Source organism: Streptomyces sp. AN091965, assembly GCF_022698285.1.
GTDB lineage: Bacteria > Actinomycetota > Actinomycetes > Streptomycetales > Streptomycetaceae > Streptomyces.
Window position 1 is genome coordinate 5418348 of the sequence record NZ_JALDMY010000001.1, and the last position, 15049, is coordinate 5433396.

Here is a 15049-nt window from a genome sequence, read left to right on the forward strand (position 1 = left end):
AACCACGCCATGACCCCCTCAACCACGCCATGACCCCCTCAACCACGCGGTGACGTCCGCGAGTTCGTCGCGGTACAGCCGTTCCGGATCCGCGATCTGGGGGCGGAGCAGGCCGTCGATCTCCAGCGTGACCAGGCCGTGCAGCCGGCCCCACAGGCGCAGGGAGCGGGCGAGCGTCGCGGGGGTGAGCCCCGGGAAGGCCGCGCGCGCCACCTCCGTGAAGGCCGGGTCGAAGTCCCCCCAGGAGTAGTCGGAGCAGAGGCTTTCGGCGCCCTGTCCTGTGGCCGTGGATCCGGCGTCCGGCCGCGCCCTCGTGGATCCGGCCCTGGGCCGCGCCCCCGTGGATGCGCCTGCGGACCGCGCCGTCGCCGCGATCTCCACTATGCCCAGGCACAGTTCGTACTCCGCCTCGGTGCTGTCCGGCGTCCGCGCGTGCGGGCTGCGGCCGCTGAAGAGCAGGCGGAACTCCTGCGGGTGCGCGAGGGCCCACGCGCGGTAGGCGAGGCCGTGCTCCAGGGCGCGGTCCGCGGGCTCCCGCGCGCCGTCGCGGGCCGTGTGCAGATGTGCGGCGAGGGCGCGGTACGCGTCGGCCGCGAGTGCCGCGAGGAGGGCCTCACGGGTGTCGAAGTAGCTGTAGAAGGTGCCGGGCGCCATGCCCATGTCCCGTGCGATCCCGCGCAGGGCGACGGCGTCGGTACCGCCCTCCACCAGGTGTTTCAGCGCGGTGGCCTTGATCTCGGCGGTGGTCTGGGCACGGTGGCGCGCGCGTCTGCTCGCGCCTTCCTTCGGGCTGGTCATACCCGCCATGGTACGGCGGACAAAGATTGAACACTGTTTGGAGTTTGGTCGGTGTTCGGCATACGGTCGTGGCGTACGGCGGCGGCGCGATCCGCGCCGGGCGCCACCCACCCCTGCTCGAAGGAGTGTCATGACCACGCATGCGTACGGACCCGGCCCGATCAAGGGCTACGACGTCGGCCCGATCCCCATGGAGGCCGCGTTCACCTCGGACTTCCCGCTCGCGGACGGCGTCGGCGTACAGGAGATCGTCGACAAGCAGGAGATCGAGCGGCGCGTGATGGACGCGCGGCCCGGCATGTACGCGAAGTACATGCCGAGCCGGTTCGACGCCTTCGGCGGGCAGCACCACACCGGTGGCCGCTACCTCTTCGAGACGTGGGCCGACGTGCTCGACTACGAGCGCTTCACCAGCCAGGAGCTGGAGTTCGAGCCGGGGGTGAAGTTCTGGAGCCGCCCGTTCTTCCTGAACGTCGAGCGGTACATATGGCGGGTCGCCGGGGCGCACAACTTCACGCCGCTCGACGCGCACCACGTCAGCCGCTTCGAGCGGCTGCGGTACGAGGGCGACGCCGAGGCCGCGCTCGACAGCGCCTGGGCGCGCGTGCGCGACGAGGCCGAGGCGCGGGGCCTGGGCGGCGCCTGGCTCCTGCACCAGCCGGAGCACCGGCTGATCGGCCTGCACACGATCGCCGCGGAGGCCGACGAGCTCGCGGGCGACTCCTGGCTCGCCCCGCTGCTGCCCGCCGCGCTGCGGACCGAGCCCGTCTTCGACCGGACCAGCGCGGTCCTCTCGCTGTGGCTGCCGAGGTCGCGGCGCGCGGGCGGCGCGCCCTCGGCGTACCCGATGTCGCCGCCGCTGCCGCTGCCGACGGTGGCTCCGCAGGAGGTGTGAGCGCCGGTCCCGGTGACGGCGCGCGTTGTCAGTGGGGGCGGCTATGGTCCGTTTCCGTGACCGATGTGACTGACACGACCGTGACCGATGCGACTGACACGGCCGAAGCCGCGTACCTCGCCAGGACCCGTACCTCCTACGACGCCATCGCCGACGTCGTCCACGAGGAGTGGCGTGACGCGCTGGACTCCTGTCCGCTGTCCCGGGCCATGCTCACCGCGTTCGCCGAGCTGGTGAAGGGGGAGGTCGTCGACGTGGGGTGCGGGACCGGGAAGGTGAGCGCGTACCTGGACGGCCTGGGGGTGGCGACGCGGGGCATCGACCTGTCGCCGGGCATGCTGGCGCTCGCCCGGGCCACCTACCCCCACCTGCGGTTCGACGAGGGCTCGATGACCGCGCTCGACCTGCCGGACGGGGCGGCGGGCGGGGTGGTCGCGTGGTACTCGACGATCCATGTGCCGCCGCGCGAACTGCCCGGCGTCTTCGCCGAGTTCCGCCGCGTGCTCGCCCCGGGCGCCCCGCTCCTGCTCGGCTTCCAGGTCGGTGACGAACCCCGCCACTACGACGAGGCGTTCGGGCACGCGGTGGACCTCGACTTCCACCGCTGGCGGCCCGAGCGGATCGCGGACCAGCTGAGGGAGGCCGGTCTCGTCCCGACCGGGCAGCTGGTCCGCGAGCCGTACGAGGGGGAGCGGACCCAGCAGGCGTGCGTGCTCGCCGCCCGCGAGCCCTACATCCACACCCCGGTCAGGAAGGAGTAGGCGTCGGTCAGCCTGGCCGGGCCCTGCACGAGTTTGCCCTCGCTCACGATGACGAACTCCTCGCCCTTGACGAGGAAGAAGTGCATCTCGTCGTCGACGGAGACGGCGGTGGCGGTGTCGAGGTCCGTCCGGAAGGCGTCAGGGGCGTGCGGCAGGCGGAGTTCACCGGTGGGGCGCAGCGAGCCGTCGGTGACCACGACGGCCTCGCCGGTGAAGAACGCCACCGTCTCGCCCTTGGCGTCGGCGACGGTGGCCGCCTTCACCGGCAGCCGCTCGCGCAGCTCCCTCGGCAGGATCCGCGGCGTGTCGCTCGCCGACCGCTCGGAGAACTCCAGGAGTTCGTCGCGGATGAGGGCCGCGTGGGTGTGGCCGCTGCCCTTGCGTGCGGTCAGGACGTCCTCGTAGTCGGCGCGGAAGCCCCGGGGCGGCCGGGTGAAGTGCTCGCTGATCTTCTTCGGGCCCGCCTCGATGCCGTGGCGCTGCGAGAAGCGGATGAACTCGTCCCCGCGGAAGCCGTCGAACCGCAGGTACGGCGCCTTGGGGTCGGTCACGACCTTCGCCATCGTCTCGAAGACGCCGCCGCCCGCGTCCAGGACGCCCTTGGCGAGTCCCGTCAGACCGCTGAGGGTGGCGCCGATGGGGCCGCCGTGGCCGGAGACGACCGACGCGGTCAGGGCGTCGAAGCCCTTCGACTCGCCGCGGGCGGGCACCCGTTCCAGGCGCCACGCCTGGGTGCCGAGGTCCTCGCCGAGGGCCGGATCCGCCTGTTCCAGGGGCGCGTTCGCCTCGTGGCTCCCGCCCTTCACGGCGAGCGCCTTGCCGCTGTAGCCGTTCGTCAGCGTGTACACGTCCTCGTCGAGCTGCCGGGGGCGCCACAGCTGCGAGGCCAGCAGGTCGTCGCGCGACTCCGCGGCGCACTGCTGCACCGCCGCGCCCGCTCGGCCCCGGCCCGCCATGATGTCCATCAAGTACGTGCTGTGCACGTTCCGCAGCGTCCACGCGCCCTCGCGCGCGCTGTGCGGCCGCGCGTGCCACAGCTGGCCGTGCCGTGCCGCGCCCTCGCCGTGCAGGTCCTCCAGTACGACCTTGGCGCTCTGCTTCGCCCCGGCGCCGGGCTGCACGGTCGCGTACATCCCGCTCGCCTCGTTCCTGATGAGGTAGATGCCCTCGGATAACGCTGCCACGTCGGCCTCCTGGTACGTAGGGCTGGTGCGTCGGGCAGGGTGCGGGGGTCAGCCTAGGAGCGGGGGCCGTGATCCCGATACGGCATGGTTTCGGACGTTATTGACCCCGCAACGAGGCGGCCCTGTCCCTCGCGGGTCCGGGGCGACCCCGCGAGGGCCCCGCGTCAGCGGTTCAGATAGGCCAGTACGGCCAGGACGCGGCGGTTGGCCGTTTCTGAGGGGGGCAGGGTCAGCTTGCTGAAGATGTTGCCGATGTGTTTGGCGACGGCCTTCTCCGTGACGAACAGGGCCTCCGCGATGCCCGCGTTGGACAGGCCCTGGGCCAGGTGCTCCAGGACCTCGCGTTCGCGCGGGGTGAGCGTGCCGAAGGGCTCGTCGCGGGACCTGCCCGTGACGAGCTCGGCCACGACCTCGGGGTCCATCGCGGTGCCGCCGCCCGCGACGCGCTCGATCGTGGCGACGAACTCGGCGCCGTTGGAGACCCGTTCCTTCAGGATGTAGCCGACCCCCTCGGAGCCCGTGGTCAGCAACTCGTGGGCGTACAGCGGCTCCACGTACTGGGAGAGGAGCAGGACCGGCAGGCCCGGGACCTCGGTGCGGGCGGCGACGGCGGCCCGCAGGCCCTCGTCGGAGAACGTGGGCGGGAGGCGGACGTCCACCACTGCCACGTCGGGCCGCAGGCCGGTGAGCGCGCCGAGCAGGTCGGGGCCGTTGTCGACGGCGGCGACGACCTCGTGGTCGAAGGCCCGCAGGAGGCGGGCGACGCCGTCCCTCAGCAGGAAGTGGTCTTCGGCGAGGACAACGCGCACGGGACCTCCAGGGTCATCAGGGTGGGGCCGCCGACGGGGCTGCTCACGGCGAGGACGCCGTCGAAGTGGGCGAGGCGGCGCTCGATGCCGCGCAGGCCGGTGCCGCGGGCGGGGTCCGCGCCGCCGTGGCCGTCGTCGGTGACCGTGACCCGCAGGGAGCCGTCCTCGTGCCGCAGGTCGATCCAGGCGCGCCCGGCGCCCGCGTGCTTGGCGGCGTTGGTGAGCAGCTCGGAGACCGCGAAGTAGACGGCGGACTCGACCGGGGGTTCGGGGCGGGCGGGCAGGTCGGCCACCACCTCGGTCCGCAACGGGCTGATCATCGCCAGGGAGCGTACGGCATCGGCGAGGCCCCGGTCGGCGAGGACCGGCGGATGGATGCCCTTGACCAGGTCGCGCAGCTCCTTGAGGGCGGCCGTGGAGGACTGCCGGGCCTCCGCGAGCAGGTCGCGCACGGCGTCGGGGTCGGCCTCCAGGAGGTGCTCGGCGGCGTCGAGGGTCATGCCCATCGCGACCAGGCGGGCCTGCGCGCCGTCGTGGAGGTCCCGTTCGATGCGGCGGATCTCGGCCAGCTGCGTGTCGGCGGCGTCGGACCGGGTCGTCCGCAGGTGCTCGACGCGGGCCGCGAGCAGCGCGGCCTCGTCGGGCGCGAGCAGCACGCGCAGATAGCGGGCGTGCCGCCGGACGACGTACGGGCCCGCCCAGAACAGGGCCAGCGGGAAGGCGAGCGCGGCGAGCGCGCCCGCGAGGAGCGCCGTGGCCGTGTCGTAGACGGGGATGAAGAGGTACCAGAGGCTGTCCCAGTCGTCGGCGAGACGCGGTCCGAACACGGCGGTGCCCAGGCCCCACACCCCGCTGAGCAGGAACAGCGTCGGCACGAAGGCCAGCACCCCGCCGACGTAAGGGTCGACGGTGACCCAGCGCCAGTCCCGGCGGACCTGGCTGCCCCGGTCGAGCAGCTGGGCGCGCAGGTCCGCGGCGGTCTCGGCCCGCGCGTACGCCACGGGGACGTCGACGTCCGACCACTCCTTCGCCAGGGCGCGCTGGCGGTCGGCGAGCGCGCGGGTGGCGCGCACGGCGCCGGGGAGCAGCCGCATGCCGAGCCCGGTGGTGAGCGTGGCGTACACGAAGCCGAGCCACAGCGACAGACAGAAGGCGCGCAGCGACAGGCGCCAGAGGGTCAGGGAGCGGCGGAAGCCGGTGAGGCCTATCGGGGTCATGGCGGCCATTATCGAAGGCCGGGCGGCCCGCAGTCGGTGGTGAAAACTCCCCTCTTCGGGCCGTACTTCACGGCGGTGGACCGGGGCCGTACGGGGTGGTCAGCGCAGCAGCAGGGCGCGGATCGCCTCCGTGACCGCCGCCGGGGACTCCTCCGCCATGAAGTGGCCGCAGGGCACCGTTCGGTGCACGAGGTCCGGCGCCCACGCGCGCCACAGGCCCGCCGCGTCGAAGCCGAGCGCCGCGCCCCAGTCCTGCTGGAGGACCGTCACCGGCATCCGCAGCCGCCGCCCGGCGGCGCGGTCGGCCGCGTCGTGCTCGACGTCCGCGAAGGACGACGCCCGGAAGTCGGCCACGATGGAGGGGACGGCCTCCCGGCACGCCGTCAGATACGCGGCCCGTACATCGGCGGGGAGCGCGTCCGGGTCCTTGGCCCACAGGTCGAGGAAGTGCCCGAAGAACCCGTCCGGGTCCGCCGCGATCATCCGCTCCGGAAGGCCCGGCGGCTGCGCCATCAGATACAGGTGGAAGCCGACGGCCGCGCCCGTGCCGCGCATCACGTCCCACATGTCGAGCGTCGGCAGCACGTCCAGGGACGCGAGGTGCGTGACCGCCTCCGGGTGGTCGAGCCCCGCCCGGATCGCGACGAGGGCGCCCCGGTCGTGGCCCGCGAGCGCGAACCGCTCGTGCCCGAGCGCGCGGGCCAGCGCCACGACGTCCGCCGCCATGGTGCGCTTGGCGTACGTCTGTCCGTCGGCGGCCTCGGCCGGTTTGTCGCTGGCGCCGTAGCCGCGCAGGTCGGGGACGATGACGGCGTGGTCGGCCGCGAGGTCCGCCGCCACGTGGCGCCACATGAGGCGGGTCTGCGGGAAGCCGTGCAGGAGGACGACGGCCGGTCCTGCCGGGTCGCCGCCGACGGCCGCGCTCAGGTGGACGTCGTCGGCGACCGGTACGCGGTGCTGGGCGAAGCCCTCGATGCAGGGCCCGGGCCCGGTGGGTGCGTGGTCGCGGTGCGTGTCGCGGGTGCTGGGTGTCATGCGGTCAGCGTGCGGGGCGCGAATCAGCACTGGATCAGTGAGGGATCCGGCGGAGGTCCGGTCCTGGGCAGTGCGCCGGTGCGCGCTGGGCCGAGCGGTTCCTGCGGGTACGTTGAAGAGGTGCCGGAGAAGGAAAAGGCGACGTCGGAGGCGGTGCCGGGGCCCGTGCCCGACGCCGTGGCGTTCCAGGTGCTCGGGCCGTTCGGCGCCCGCGACGGCCAGGGGCGCGCCCTCGGCCTCAAGGGCCCGCGGCACCGTGCCGTGCTCGCCCGGCTGATCGTCGCCCGGCGCAGGACCGTCCCCGTGAGCTGGCTCGTCGACGACCTGTGGGACGAGCCGCCGCCGACCGCCGTCGGCACGATCCGCACGTTCGTGGGGGCCCTGCGCAAGGCCCTCGAACCGGGGCGGGCCAAGCGGGCGCCCGCCCGCCTCCTGGTGACGGCGGGGCCGGGCTACGCGCTGCTCGCCGCGCCGGACGCGGTGGACGCCTGGCGGTTCGAGACGGCCGTACGGGACGCGGGCCGGCTCCTCGACGGCCGCGGCCCGGTGCCCGTGGCCGCGCTCGCCGCCCTGGACGACGCGCTCGCCCTGTGGCACGGCCCCGCCTACGCCGAGTGGGCCGACGCCGACTGGGCCCGGGCGGAGGTGACCCGCCTGGACGGGCTGCGCCTGCTCGCCGTGGAGCGCCGCGCCCGCCTCGCCCTCGCCGTCGGCCGGGCCGCCGAGGCGGTCCTTGACCTGGAGTCCCACGCCGAGGCCCACCCCTGGCGGGAGGAGGCGTGGGAGCTGCTCGCCCTCGCCCTGTACCGGGCGGGGCGCCAGGGGGACGCCCTCGCCGTGCTGCGCCGGGCGCGCGCGAACCTCGCGGGGGAGCTGGGCGTGGACCCGGGGGAGGGGCTGCGGCGGGCGGAGGCGGAGATCCTGGCCCAGGCGGCGCCCGGGCCCGGCGACGGCCGCCCCGGGGCGGCCCCGGGCACCGCGGCGCTCCGCGGACGGGACGGGGCGGTCGCAGACGTACGGAACGGGCCATCGGCGGGTGTGCGGGGCGCGGCGGTCTCCGGCGTGGGGGACGGGGCGGCCCCCGGCGCCCCCGACGTGCTGTCCGCAGCTGTGCCGGGCGTGGTCGCTCCGGTCGTGCGGGGCGCGGCGGCCCCGCTCGCGGTGGACGCCGCCGTCCTGCTCGGCCGGGACGCCGAGACCGCCGCCCTCGAAGCCGCCGCGCACACCGCCCTGCGCACGGGCCGGTTCACCCTCGCCCTGCTCTCCGGCGAGGCGGGCGCGGGCAAGACCGCGCTGGCCGGGGACCTCGCGGGACGCCTCGGCGCGGCGGGCTGGACGGCGGCCTGGGGGCGGGTGCCGGAGGGGGCGGCCGTCCCGGCGGGGTGGCCCTGGACGGAGGCGCTGACGGAACTCGGCCTTCCGGCAAGGGAGTTCACCCCTGACGGGCCCGGGGGCGGCGACCCCGTCGCGCTGCGGCTGCGGCGGCGCCGGTGGGTGGGCGAGCGGCTCGCCTCCCTGGCCGCGCGGGGGCGGCCGCTGCTGCTCGTCCTCGACGATCTGCACTGGGCCGACGAGGAGTCCCTCGACCTGCTCGCGGGGCTCGCGACGGCGCCGCCCGCCGCGCCCGTGCTCGTCGTCGGCACCTACCGCGACACCGAAGTCCCGCCGCTGCTCGGCGAGTTCCTGGGGCGCGCGGCGCGGGCCGAGCCGGTGCGGGTGCGCGTGGGCGGGCTCGCCGAAGGCCCCGTACGGGACCTGGTGGCGGCCGTCTCCGGGCGGGAGGTCGACGCCGCGACCGCCCGCGCCGTGCGCCGCCGCAGCGGCGGCAACCCCTTCTTCGTCCGCGAACTGGCCCGGCTCTACGCAGCCGACGGCGCCGCGGCCCTCTCCGGGGTCCCCGTCGGCGTACGGGACCTCGTCCGGGCCCGCCTCGGCACGCTTCCGCAGGAGGCGCGCACGGTGCTGCGGCTCGCCGCCGTCGTCGGGGCGGAGGCCGACCTGGACGTGCTGTGCGCGCTCGCCGGGGACGAGGAGGTCGTCCTGGACGCGGTGGAGGCGGCGGCCTCGGCCGGGTTCCTCACCGTGCCCGAAGAGGCCGCCGAACAGGTGCGGTTCGCCCACGCGCTGGTCCACGAGACGGTGTACGACGACCTGTCGCGGCCGCGCCGCGCCCGGCTGCACACGGCGGTCGCCGAGACCCTGGAGCGGCTGCGCCCCGACGCCGCCGACGCCCTCGCCCACCACTACCTCAGCGCGGGCACGCGCGCCACGGCCGCCCGCGCCGTCACCCACGCGAGCCGCGCGGCCCGCCGCGCCGAGGCCGCGGGGGCGCCGCACCGGGCCCGGCGGCTGTGGGGCGCGGCCCTCGACGCCCACGACCGCGGGGCGGCGGAGCGGGACCCCGCCGAGCGCCTCACCCTGCTCATGGGCCTCGTCCGGGGCCTCGCCGTCACCGGCGGTCTGGCGGAGGCCCGGCGGTACCGGGCCGAGGCGCTCGCCGCCGCCGAGGCCGACGGCGACCCGGCCCTCACGGCACGCGTCATCGGCGCCTTCGACGTGCCCGGCATCTGGGCCCGCAACGACGACGAGGCGCTGTCCCGCCGCGTCGTGGCCGCCGCCCGGCGGGCCCTCGACGCGCTGCCCGACGACGGGACGCGGGCCCGCGCGGTCACCCGCTGCCGCCTCCTGAGCGGCATCGCCATGGAGACGCGCGGGGACACGACGGGCGCGGGCGCCGCCGCGGCCCGCGCGGCGGAGGCGCTCGCGCGGGACCTGGCCGCCGGGGAGGGCGCCGACGGCGAACACCCGGAGCGGGACGCCGCGTTGCTCGCGTACGCCCTCAACGGGCGCTTCCTGCACACCTTCCACCGCCCCGGACTCGCCCGCGAGCGCGCCCGCATCGGGGTGGACCTCGTCGCCCTCTCCGCCCGCCACGGGCTCGTCGGCTTCGAGGTCCTCGGCCACCTCATGCTGATCCAGGCGCACGGCGCCCGCGCCGAGTTCGCCCGCGCCGACGCCGCCGCGGCCGCCGCCGACCGGCTCGCCGAGCGGTACGGGCTGCCGCTCGTGGGCGTGTTCACGTCCTGGTACGCCGCCCTGCGCGCCGCCGTCGCCGGGCGCACGGAGGAGGCGGAGGCCGCGTACCGCAGTGCCGCCGGGCGGCTGCGCGGCAGCGGGATGAGCGGCATGCCGGAGGACGAGCTGCTGCGCCTCGCCCTGCGGTGCCTGGGGCTGGTGGAGGACGCCGAGGTGCCCGACGCGGGGCAGCTCCTCGACGTGCGGCTGTGCCTGGACGCCCGCGCCGCCGTGCGCTCCGGGGACGCGGCGGCCATGGCGGACGCGTACCGCCGGTTGCTGCCCGCCGGGGACGAGCTGGCGGGCGCGGGCAGCGGCCTCGTCGCGCTCGGGCCCGTCGCCCAGGAGCTCGGGGACCTGGCCGTGGCCCTGGGGCGCCCCGCCGCCGCCCACTACCGCACGGCCCTCGCCGTCGCCGAACGCGCCGGGGCCCCGCACTGGGCGGCCACGGCCCGGGCCGCGCTCGCGGCGGTGCGAGGATGCGGCGGTGAACTCTGAGGACGCGACGACGACTTCGACTTCGACCCCGGCACCGACTCCGGCACCCGCACCGGCACCGGCACCGGCACCGGCGGGCACGGTGACGTACATACGCTTCGAATCGCCGCAGCGCCATGAACGCGGCCACTTCCCCGGCGTGTTCGCCCTCGCCAACGGGCTCGCGCGGGATGGGCGACTGACCGCGGCACAGCAGCGCTTCTGGCGCGCCGCCAACGACTGGTACGACGCCGCGTACCCGACACCCGACGCGTCCTTCTACGACCCCGAGCGGCACCCCGGCGCCGTCTCCTGGTTCAAGACCACCGCCACGCACCTCATCGAGCGGGTCCCCGGATACCTGGAGCTCCTCGCCGCGCACGGCGTGCCGTGCCGCGAGGTGCGCTCCGCCGACCCCGGGCGGGTGATCTACGAGGACGACGTCCAGGTCGTCGTCGTACCGCACGGCTGAACCGGCGGACCGCGCGGCTGCGGGTTATGAGGATCCTGTCAGGGCGCGGACGCGGCGACCGGAATCGTGCGGCGGCCACCTATGCTCGGCGCATGTGCGCATTTGTCCTGGTCGCGGAGGACGACGAGAAGCAGGCCGACCTCATCCGCCGCTATCTGGAGCGTGAGGGGCACACCGTCGGCGTGGCCCACGACGGGCGCACCGCCCTGGAACGGGTCCGGCTGCACGACCCCGACCTGCTGATCCTCGACGTGATGATGCCGGAGATCGACGGGCTCGGCGTGACCCGCGTGCTGCGCGCGGCACCGGCGCCCGGCACCGAGGCGGCCGGGCGCGGCACCGGCACGCTGCCCATCCTCATGCTCACCGCCCGCTCCACCGAGGACGACCTGCTGCTCGGCCTCGACCTCGGCGCCGACGACTACCTCACCAAGCCCTACAGCCCCCGCGAGCTGATGGCCCGCGTCCGCACCCTGCTGCGCCGCGCCAGCGGGGCCGCGCACAGCCCGGCGCCCGAGGCGGACGCGCGGGTGCTGCGCGCGGGCGGCCTCGTCGTGGACGCGCTGCGGCACGAGGTGACCGTGGACGGGCAGCGCGTGGAGTGCACGCCGGGCGAGTTCGAGCTGCTCGCGGCCATGGCGGCGGAGCCGGAGCGGGTGTTCACGCGCCCCCAGCTGCTCGACCGGATCCACGGCTCCTCGGGGTACATATCCGTGCGCACCGTGGACGTCCACGTACTGAACCTGCGCAAGAAGATCGAGGCCGATCCGCGCGCCCCGCGCCGCCTCGTCACCGTCTTCGGGGTGGGGTACAAGCTCGTCGCGCACCGGGATCCGGCCCGTCGTGAGGCGTGAGGCCGGGGCCGGGACCGAGGCCGGGAAGCGCGGGGCGGAGACGCCGGGCGGCGCCCCGGTCCGTACCCGCGTACCCGTGCGCAAGAGCCTGCTCACGCGGCTGCTCGCGGTGTCCGTCCTCGTCTCCGTGCTGTCCATCGCCGCCACCGCCTGGCTCGCCGCGCAGACCACGTCCGGGGCCATCCGGCAGGAACAGGGCCAGGTGCTCGCCGACGACGCGCGGATCTACGACCGGCTCCTCGGCCTCGCCGCAGGCACGCCCAACTGGCGCGGCGCGGGCCGTACGGTGCGCGAGCTCTCCAAGGAGACGGGGCGGCGCATCGCCCTGACCACCCAGGACCGCGAGGTCATCGCCGACTCGGCGGCGGGCGGCAAGGGCGGTGTGCCCGGCTCCCGGCTGCCCGCGCGGGCCTCGGCGGTCGTCGACCCGCTGGCCGTGGACTCGACGCTGGCCGCGGGGCGCGACGCCGACAGGGCGGTCGGCCTCGGCGGCGACGCAGGCATCGACAGCGGCACGGGCGCCGTCGACCGCATCGACCCGCGCGCCGTGGGGCCGTTCCGGCTCCCCGCGAACGAGCGGGCCGACCTGCGGGCCCTCGCGGAGAAGGTCGTCGGGTGCGCCCAGGACGCCGGTACGACGGTGAAGAGCGTGGAGGGGCCGAGCGGCCGCCCGTACCTGGAGATGGCGGGCGAGGGCAGCGACTTCATGGAATACCGGTGCGGCGCCATCGCCCTGAACGAGCCGACCGCCACCGAGCGCAAGGCCCTCGACAAGGTCAGCAAGCTGGCCGGCGCGTGCATGCGCCGCAAGGGCAGCGAGCCCGTGAAACTCGGCCTGACCATCTCGCGCGGCGGCTCGCCCTGGCTGTACGCGACCCCGGGCTCGGGCGGCGGCGTGAAGTCGCCGGTCGCGCCCCCCAAGGAGGCCGCCCTCGGCGGCGGTGCGGTCCCGGCCCCCGCGCCGTCCGTCACCGGGCCCACCTCGGCCAACGACCCCGTCGCGGCACTCGCCGCCAACTGCGTGGACAGCGCGCGCCGCGAACAGCTCGGCCCGTACGTCTCCTCGCCCGCGCTGCTCTTCATCACCAGCCCCGACGGCAGCCGCCCCTCCGCGAGCGGCTTCCGGCTCTCCGGCGCCAACACCGCGCGGCTCGTCGGGCTCGCCGCGGTCGTGCTCGCCCTGACCGTCGCCGTCACCGCCTTCGCCGCGACCCGGCTCACCCGGCCGCTGCGCGCGCTCACCACGGCCACGCAGCGCCTGAAGACCGGCGAGGCCACCGAGCCGGTGCCCGCCCGCTCGGCGGGCGAGATCAGCCAGCTCGCGGCCGCCTTCAACGACATGGCGGCGCACCGCAAGGCCCTGGAGGAGCAGCGCAAGGCCATGGTCAGCGACGTCGCGCACGAGCTGCGTACGCCCCTGTCGAACATCCGGGGGTGGCTGGAGGCCGCCGAGGACGGGGTCGTCGCCACCGATCCCGAGCTCGTCACCTCGCTCCTGGAGGAGGCGCTGCTGCTCCAGCACATCGTCAACGACCTCCAGGACCTCGCCGCCGCCGACGCCGGGACGCTGCGGCTGCACCGGGAGCCTGCCTGCGCCGCCGACCTCGCCGAGCAGGTCGTGGCCGCGCACCAGGCGCGGGCGGACGCGGCGGGCGTACGTCTCCTCGCCCGCGCGGAGGGCGACCCGTGGCTGACCGCCGACCCGCTGCGGCTGCGGCAGGCCATCGGGAACCTCGTCTCCAACGCGGTACGGCACACGCCCGCCGGGGGCAGCGTCACCGTCACCTCCCGGGTCGTCTCCGGGCGGGTGGTCATCGCGGTCGCGGACACGGGGACCGGGATCTCCGCGGCGGATCTTCCGCACGTCTTCGACCGGTTCTGGCGCGCCGACAAGTCGCGTACGCGGGCCACGGGAGGGAGTGGGCTGGGGCTGGCCATCGTTCGTGACCTCGTGCGGGCGCACGGTGGGACCGTCTCGGTCGAGAGCCTCCCCGGCCACGGCACCACCTTCACGCTCCACTTCCCCATCACCTGACCCCGCCCTCCCCGCCACCGCGGCGGTTTTCTCCCACGACCAGGCCGGTCCCCCTCTGTCGTAAAGGGGTGGGTGGGCGGGGAAAACCAGCCAGTGGGCCGAGAGCACGTATCCAGCCCGTCCGGCGTTTGAGGACGAGCGCGATAGCGCGGTGATGTGACCTGAGCCGATGGAGGGCCCCGGGCGGCCGTGGCGGCGGGAGGGCGGTGGGGCTCGGCCCGACCGTTGGAGGCCAGGGGTCGGCTTGGGCGGACCCGGCCGCGGCGGCGACACTCCCCCGAGCCACGCGCCAAGCGCATGCACCGTCGGGGCCAGGTCCGATGCAGGGATCAGATCAGGCCTCGCCAACAGATGGCTAACGTGTGGCCAACAACCCTGGCTGTTCTGAGCGCCCGACGGGAACACGCAGGGCAGATGCGCATGACCTGCGGCGGGAGACCGCTGGTACTCTCCGGCGTCTGTCGGCACCTGTCGTCGTTGGCGGTCGTCGGGCACCCTCGGACGGCCCACAGACGGCCCCACGGGCGGCCCGTGACGGCCTCTACTGGTAGAGGCCGGAACCTCTAGCGCTAGAGGTCTCACTAGCGGTCTGCACCACCTCTGACCAGGGCGCTAGACGTTAGAGGCTGCCTCTGCGGAATCGGCGGATGACACCCTGAGGCTGGGCCTGCGGCGGTCGCGCTGAGAGCTCTAGCGGCTCGGGCCCGACGCTCCCTCCGGCCCGCGACCGCGAGTCGTGAGACCCGCTAGCGATAGCGGCAGGGGTCGCTAACGTTAGCGCCCCTGACAGCGGCCCAAACCGCTGCCGACCTGGTCGTTAGCTGATAGCGGGGCATGCGGGCAGACTCCGGAATCCGGCCGCTAGGGGCCCCTGGGAGGGGTGCCGCCGGATCGCTATCAGCCCCGGCCGGACCGCGCCCGCCCGCCCCGCTGCGGGGAAGAACATGAAGGAGCGGCCTCCGGCCGCACGACCTCTGGCAGCTCGCTGCGCTCGCGCGCCGGGGCGCCGTGGACTGGCCCCGATCCGGCGACTGCGGGCCGCGGGCGGCCGTGACAGCTGCCTGACGCCTGACACTGTCACGGCGCCCTGACACCCAAACCCCTAGGCACACGCGGTGTCACGCGCCCTGACGCCTGACGCTGACACCGCTTGACGCTCGCCCTGACGCCCCGCCCGATCGCGCCACAGGACGGCAACCAGGGCGAGGGAGGGAGACCCCCCTTGGAAGGCGGTCCTGTGGGGCCTTCCAAGGGGGAGGCAGTCCTGGCGCGCCCCAGCGGCCCTCTGCCGCTCCGTACGGCCCGCCATGGCTCCGGCACCTGCCCACAAGCAAGAAGAGCACGCGGCGCGGGGTGCTCCTCTTGCTTGTGCGCGAGGAGCGATCCAGGGGGCGACGGGCCGTCCCAAGACTTCGGATCTCTTCTCTCTACTAGAGA

Annotated in this window: 11 protein-coding genes; 6 read left to right on the forward strand and 5 right to left on the reverse strand. The window is 75.2% G+C overall.

Annotated features, from left to right (window positions below; genetic code table 11):
* Positions 1-18 precede the first annotated feature (18 nt).
* Entirely contained in the window at positions 19-798 is a 780-nt protein-coding gene (locus MQV74_RS22965) for a TetR/AcrR family transcriptional regulator (RefSeq protein ID WP_242720473.1), read from the reverse strand.
* A gap of 130 nt (positions 799-928) precedes the next feature.
* Here MQV74_RS22965 and MQV74_RS22970 point away from each other — a divergent pair, with 130 nt between their 5' ends.
* Together MQV74_RS22970 and MQV74_RS22975 are read left to right on the forward strand one after the other, a co-directional pair.
* Complete coding sequence (locus tag MQV74_RS22970; RefSeq protein WP_242720474.1) at positions 929-1693, forward strand: hypothetical protein; 765 nt, start codon at positions 929-931, stop codon at positions 1691-1693.
* A 56-nt stretch (positions 1694-1749) separates the two neighbouring features.
* Positions 1750-2454 (forward strand): class I SAM-dependent methyltransferase, encoded by a 705-nt coding sequence (locus MQV74_RS22975; RefSeq protein WP_308402304.1) that lies wholly within the window; start codon positions 1750-1752, stop codon positions 2452-2454.
* Here the strand turns inward: MQV74_RS22975 and MQV74_RS22980 are convergent.
* The 4 genes from MQV74_RS22980 to MQV74_RS22995 all read right to left on the reverse strand — a co-directional run bounded on the left by MQV74_RS22980 (position 2424) and on the right by MQV74_RS22995 (position 6699).
* The gene (locus tag MQV74_RS22980; RefSeq protein ID WP_242720476.1) at positions 2424-3638 is read right to left on the reverse strand and encodes an RICIN domain-containing protein; all 1215 of its coding nucleotides are present in this window, start codon (positions 3636-3638) and stop codon (positions 2424-2426) included. The two genes, MQV74_RS22975 and MQV74_RS22980, sit on opposite strands and share 31 nt — an antisense overlap.
* A gap of 164 nt (positions 3639-3802) precedes the next feature.
* Positions 3803-4447: a LuxR C-terminal-related transcriptional regulator gene (locus MQV74_RS22985; RefSeq protein WP_242720478.1), complete on the reverse strand. Its 645-nt coding sequence runs from the start codon at positions 4445-4447 to the stop codon at positions 3803-3805.
* On the reverse strand, positions 4411-5664 hold the full coding sequence (locus tag MQV74_RS22990) for a sensor histidine kinase (RefSeq protein WP_242720481.1): 1254 nt from the start codon (positions 5662-5664) through the stop codon (positions 4411-4413). The genes MQV74_RS22985 and MQV74_RS22990 overlap by 37 nt, the downstream gene beginning before the upstream one ends.
* A 99-nt stretch (positions 5665-5763) precedes the next feature.
* Positions 5764-6699: an alpha/beta fold hydrolase gene (locus MQV74_RS22995; RefSeq protein WP_242720483.1), complete on the reverse strand. Its 936-nt coding sequence runs from the start codon at positions 6697-6699 to the stop codon at positions 5764-5766.
* 120 nt (positions 6700-6819) lie between these two features.
* Here MQV74_RS22995 and MQV74_RS23000 point away from each other — a divergent pair, with 120 nt between their 5' ends.
* The 4 genes from MQV74_RS23000 (at position 6820) to MQV74_RS23015 (ending at position 13612) form a co-directional block, all read left to right on the forward strand.
* Positions 6820-10272: a BTAD domain-containing putative transcriptional regulator gene (locus MQV74_RS23000; RefSeq protein WP_242720485.1), complete on the forward strand. Its 3453-nt coding sequence runs from the start codon at positions 6820-6822 to the stop codon at positions 10270-10272.
* A gap of 82 nt (positions 10273-10354) precedes the next feature.
* A complete protein-coding gene (locus MQV74_RS23005; protein ID WP_242729014.1) occupies positions 10355-10723 on the forward strand; it encodes a hypothetical protein in 369 nt (122 codons plus the stop codon).
* A 92-nt stretch (positions 10724-10815) separates the two neighbouring features.
* Positions 10816-11577, forward strand: a complete 762-nt coding sequence (locus MQV74_RS23010) for a response regulator transcription factor (RefSeq protein ID WP_242720487.1) — start codon at positions 10816-10818, stop codon at positions 11575-11577.
* Positions 11578-11653: 76 nt separating this feature from the next.
* Positions 11654-13612: a sensor histidine kinase gene (locus tag MQV74_RS23015; protein ID WP_242720489.1), complete on the forward strand. Its 1959-nt coding sequence runs from the start codon at positions 11654-11656 to the stop codon at positions 13610-13612.
* The last annotated feature ends 1437 nt before the right edge of the window (positions 13613-15049 follow it).

What these genes read in the sequence shown, in the direction of transcription:
- MQV74_RS22965 (WP_242720473.1), bottom strand. Translation starts at nt 798, where the DNA reads ATGACCAGCCCGAAGGAAGGCGCGAGCAGACGCGCGCGCCACCGTGCC.
- MQV74_RS22970 (WP_242720474.1), top strand. Translation starts at nt 929, where the DNA reads ATGACCACGCATGCGTACGGACCCGGCCCGATCAAGGGCTACGACGTC.
- MQV74_RS22990 (WP_242720481.1), bottom strand. Translation starts at nt 5,664, where the DNA reads ATGACCCCGATAGGCCTCACCGGCTTCCGCCGCTCCCTGACCCTCTGG.
- MQV74_RS22995 (WP_242720483.1), bottom strand. Translation starts at nt 6,699, where the DNA reads ATGACACCCAGCACCCGCGACACGCACCGCGACCACGCACCCACCGGG.
- MQV74_RS23010 (WP_242720487.1), top strand. Translation starts at nt 10,816, where the DNA reads ATGTGCGCATTTGTCCTGGTCGCGGAGGACGACGAGAAGCAGGCCGAC.